Here is a 4179-nt window from a genome sequence, read left to right on the forward strand (position 1 = left end):
CAAGCAGTGTCCATTTTCTACCCCCTCTGTGTCCAGTTTTAGTTTACCACTTCAAACATGGGCTTTCAACGCATTCACGGTATCCTTATAGCCCAGAACCTCCGGGACATCCTTGCCAACAAAATACGGTTCACCATTCTTGACGATTGTCCGAACCTTGCCAAACTCAGCGTTCTCGAAAATCTGCACTTCGTTTGTCATTACAATTCATCCTTTCTTTTTTCCCGAAAAGATGATAGAATGAAACCGTCAATCCCTTCGGGGGTTGTAGGACAAGCAACCCTCAACTGTCGCCAAACACTGGGGGGTTGCTTTTTTCATCAATCTCGATAACTTTCGCGCACGGTATCAAGCAACGTCCTGCCATGCGGGGCATTCCCATCACCTTTAATGACGTCCACTTCGGCGGTTCCTATAAGTGGTTTGATGCGCGCTTCAAGCCACTCCGTTACACTCGTGTTTCCGGCTGCTTTCCGCTGATAATTATACGCAGGAAATAGCTGACTACGTGGGCAACGAATTACGACCTTAATTTCTTCGAGCTGAACTATCTGTCGTTCAAGCTCACTCGCAGGCACATTCATATCTCCCCCTCCTTTCAACGGCAATATTACACGATTATTTTCATCTTGTCAAGGAGTTATTTAGGATTTATTCTGCCCGCGATAACCGATGCCGGGGAAGTTCAGCACAACCGCCATCCCGTCTGTTGAAAGATAATGAAGAATATGCAGAAGAAAGGCAAAGTCCGCCTTAGACGGCGGTGCAAAGCAAGGTGCAGACGTAAAACGCACATCGTCCTTTAGCAGATCGGGCGACCATTTCACAGAAAAAGGCGGATTGGCGATAATCGCACGGAACTTTTTGCCAGCGAACGCAGGGGCTAGGAGCGTATCACCGCATATGATTTCACTGTTCGGAATTTTTTTCGCTGCTTCCACAGCCTCGGGGTTGATATCCTGCCCGTACTTCTTCACCGCATCGGGAAACACTTCAAAGAGCGATCCATGACCGCAGGAAGGATCATAGACCTCTGCGATGTCCGTAGGCAGAAACGAACGCATATATTCTGCAAGCGGACGCGGCGTGTAGAAAATACCGTTTTTCTTGAAGCCCTCCCGCACACTTTTCACGTTGTACCCCACTTTGTCACCTCCTCACATTTTTCCAACACAAAAGGCAGCCATTCGGAATGACCGAACAACCGCCTTTCGCTATTTTATTCTAAAACTCGTAATGCGTCCACATACTAATAATCTTGACCGTCTTTTCTTCCTCCAACACCTCATAGACAAGTCGATGCTGAATATTCAGCCGCCGTGCATACGCGCCCTGCAAATTACCGCGCAGCTTCTCATACGGCGGCGGATTCTGAAACGGATGCTCCGCAAGAATCCCAATGAGCACTTGCGCCTTCTTTGCCAAATGCGCCGCCTTGAGTTTTGGTATATCCGCAGCAGACGTCTTCGTATAGACGATACGATAACTCACCACACAACCTCATCGGCTGAAAGACAGTCCTCTGTCTTTGTATGCAGCCCATCGACAATTTTCTTCTGCATTCCCGGAACAGCGCAAAGCTCCATCGTCGCCATCAGATCGTTATAATCCGACGCACTCATAAGCACCGCCCCGCCCTCCTTCACCGTAATATGAATCGGCTCATTATAACGTACCGTCTGTTCAAGCGTCTGAAAGAGATTCTGTCGAAACGTCGTTGCATTCATAACCTGCATAATAATCCCTCCTGCTATGTATATTATAGCGTACGTCTTGAAAAAAGGCAAGAAAATTCATGCAAGGTCACGCAAACAATCCCCACGGAGCAGGGTTATATCGTCCACACATCCACCTCCTAGGCATTTATAAAAGGACACCGCCGGAGCTGTGCCCTCCGAGAATCCGCCTCAGCATCTTCTCTTTCCAGCTTATACTATATCACAGGTCATATAGGCAATTCTAGGCAAACTTTTCGGGCACCTTGAATTGTGCCAATGCTCTCCCATGCAGCCACGTCACAGTTCGGAACGCGTACCCCATGCCTACTGCGATATACTCCCATGACTCGCCCTGCAGATAACGGCGCATCAGCACCTCGCGGCAACGCCCGTCCTCCACCTGCTCAATCCGCGTTTTTGCCTCCTCGCGCATGGCAAGCAGTGCATCCCACTTCGCATTTACCTGCTCAGCGTATTTCTCAAGTGCTGCGATCGCATCTGAGAGATCTCCTATGTAGGAGTTGCTGACCTTGTCCTTGTCGTACTCGATCGCCTTGAGATTCATAACATCATCTCGTGCACGCTGATAATCCATCTCTGCACTCCGTAGATCACTCTCTGCATCGCGGATGCGTCTCAGATATTCTTTAGCTGTCATTCTGCTCCTCCTGTTTTCGTCGACCCCCAGCGTTCTGTTGTCCGCGCCATCATGCAACGCATACTCGCGTTGATGATATGACTGTCACTCCGATCACCCGACAGCCACATAGCCAGATGTCGTAGCGCACGCGCTGCATGCTCCTCTGCGGGGATACTCCGCCATGTCTCGCCCGGATGTTTTTCCGCACCTGCGGTCAGTCCCGTGGCAATCTCATCCAACCACTCAAAATCAATGTATCTGTACTCATTCGATTCCGCGCTCTGCGGATATTTCTGCTCTGCCATTTCCGTGCCCTCCAATCACTCTGCTTTGCTTGGAATCACATCCGCAAAACGTTCAACATCCCCAAGCCCGTGCATCGGTGCAAGAAAGCCGCCTGCAGGTGTTGCTGAAATCATATCCGTGTCCACATCCATTCGTAAAGGAGCGTGTTTCCTCCCGGGTGAATAAAACCGTACAGGTGCTTTGCGCTGACGTAAGTAATCGACAAGATCGGAAAGATGCCGCGCGTCGAACGCTGCGAAAAAGCTCTGTCCCTCAGTAAAATTCTCTGTTTTACCCGAAAGGTGATACTCTACACGCAGTTGATTATTTCGTGCATACATTATGAGTCCATCCGGACGCCACACAAACAGCAAAGCCGCGATCTGCGTCTTCGGAGCACACGCACTCACCGCTTTCAGCATCGCAAGAAATTCTACGAGTTCACAGACACCTACGGTGGCATACGGCGCATCTTCGCGAGGTGGCGGGAGGAGCTTGTCGTAATCCGGAAGTGCCGCACCTTCGACCATGACATTGCTCACAGCATCGAAAACACCCTCCCTGCCGGAAGCCTCCTCAACCCAGATGCTGCTGTGCCGATTCGTAGCATACGCGCGTCCCGCACGATAGTGTATTGCCCGAATTGACGTTCCTTCCGTGTTCAAAAACTTCTTGACGTTCTTCATGAAAATCAGCATTCGTAAGCCCTCCTCCGTGTGGCCGATACTTATCGATGCGAGCCTTGAGGCTATCAAGTACAAACTCCTGCGCCCGCTCCTTCATGCCGATCGCACGCAGGATGTCCTCATCGCGCGTATTCTCAGAAACAAGATGGTGAATAATGACGGTCTGCGTCTGTCCCTGACGGTGCAGGCGCTTATTCGCCTGTTGGTAAAGCTCGAGACTCCAATTCAGTCCATACCAGATAACATGATTGCCTCCATCCTGTAGGTTCAGCCCATAGGCGGCACTTGCAGGGTGCGCAAGGAGAATATCCACCTCGCCCCGATTCCACGCCAGTTCATCCTCCGCCCCGCGCAGAATCCGTACACGCAGATTTGTCTGCCTCAGTGCCTCTACGATCCGCGCAAGATCATGCTGGAAGTTGTAAAAGACCAGCGCAGATTTCCCGCCCAGCTGCTCAATCAGCTCCATGAATGCCTCAATCTTGCAGTCATGCACCGCATGAGGCTTGTGATCCTCGTTGTAGACCGCCCCGTTGGCAAGCTGCTGCAGCTTGTTCGAGAGTGCCGCCGCGCTCGCCGCCGTGATCTACTCGCCGCTCTGCAGAAGTTCCAGCACCATCGTCCGCTCCATCGTGTCGTACGCCTTGCGAGCCTTTGCATCCAGTACGACGGGGATCGTATCCTCGACCACGGGCGGCAGCTGGAGATAGTCCGCCGCCTTCATGCTCACCGCGATATCGCCAATAGCGCTCATAATGGCATCTTCCGCACCATCTTTCGGGTCGTAGGTATATATGGGAAACACTGAAAAATTCTTTTGTTGCACGATTGAGCTCCAAAATATTACAAT

At 51.1% G+C, this 4179-nt stretch carries 10 protein-coding genes; all 10 read right to left on the reverse strand.

The window, feature by feature from the left end; translation table 11 throughout:
• Positions 1–51 precede the first annotated feature (51 nt).
• Positions 52–201 (reverse strand): BRO family protein, encoded by a 150-nt coding sequence (locus ACO6BQ_RS12060; RefSeq protein WP_489121289.1) that lies wholly within the window; start codon positions 199–201, stop codon positions 52–54.
• A 119-nt stretch (positions 202–320) separates the two neighbouring features.
• Positions 321–584, reverse strand: a complete 264-nt coding sequence (locus tag ACO6BQ_RS12065) for a hypothetical protein (RefSeq protein ID WP_037351193.1) — start codon at positions 582–584, stop codon at positions 321–323.
• A 60-nt stretch (positions 585–644) separates the two neighbouring features.
• Positions 645–1145, reverse strand: a complete 501-nt coding sequence (locus ACO6BQ_RS12070; RefSeq protein ID WP_489121292.1) for an HsdM family class I SAM-dependent methyltransferase — start codon at positions 1143–1145, stop codon at positions 645–647.
• 79 nt (positions 1146–1224) lie between these two features.
• A complete protein-coding gene (locus ACO6BQ_RS12075; RefSeq protein WP_489121293.1) occupies positions 1225–1491 on the reverse strand; it encodes a Txe/YoeB family addiction module toxin in 267 nt (88 codons plus the stop codon).
• A complete protein-coding gene (locus ACO6BQ_RS12080; RefSeq protein ID WP_489121295.1) occupies positions 1488–1736 on the reverse strand; it encodes a type II toxin-antitoxin system Phd/YefM family antitoxin in 249 nt (82 codons plus the stop codon). Before ACO6BQ_RS12080 ends, ACO6BQ_RS12075 begins: the two co-directional genes overlap by 4 nt.
• A 223-nt stretch (positions 1737–1959) precedes the next feature.
• The gene (locus ACO6BQ_RS12085) at positions 1960–2376 is read right to left on the reverse strand and encodes a hypothetical protein (RefSeq protein WP_489121299.1); all 417 of its coding nucleotides are present in this window, start codon (positions 2374–2376) and stop codon (positions 1960–1962) included.
• The gene (locus ACO6BQ_RS12090; protein WP_489121301.1) at positions 2373–2663 is read right to left on the reverse strand and encodes a dATP/dGTP diphosphohydrolase domain-containing protein; all 291 of its coding nucleotides are present in this window, start codon (positions 2661–2663) and stop codon (positions 2373–2375) included. The genes ACO6BQ_RS12085 and ACO6BQ_RS12090 overlap by 4 nt, the downstream gene beginning before the upstream one ends.
• 15 nt (positions 2664–2678) lie before the next feature.
• Positions 2679–3185: a hypothetical protein gene (locus ACO6BQ_RS12095; RefSeq protein WP_489121303.1), complete on the reverse strand. Its 507-nt coding sequence runs from the start codon at positions 3183–3185 to the stop codon at positions 2679–2681.
• A 34-nt stretch (positions 3186–3219) separates the two neighbouring features.
• Positions 3220–3825, reverse strand: a complete 606-nt coding sequence (locus ACO6BQ_RS12100; RefSeq protein ID WP_489121304.1) for a helicase-related protein — start codon at positions 3823–3825, stop codon at positions 3220–3222.
• A gap of 90 nt (positions 3826–3915) precedes the next feature.
• Positions 3916–4083 carry a hypothetical protein gene (locus tag ACO6BQ_RS12105; protein WP_489121308.1) on the reverse strand — a complete coding sequence of 56 codons (168 nt, stop codon included), beginning with the start codon at positions 4081–4083 and terminating at the stop codon, positions 3916–3918.
• Positions 4084–4179: the final 96 nt, after the last annotated feature.

This window comes from Centipeda sp. (in: firmicutes) (assembly GCF_057271695.1).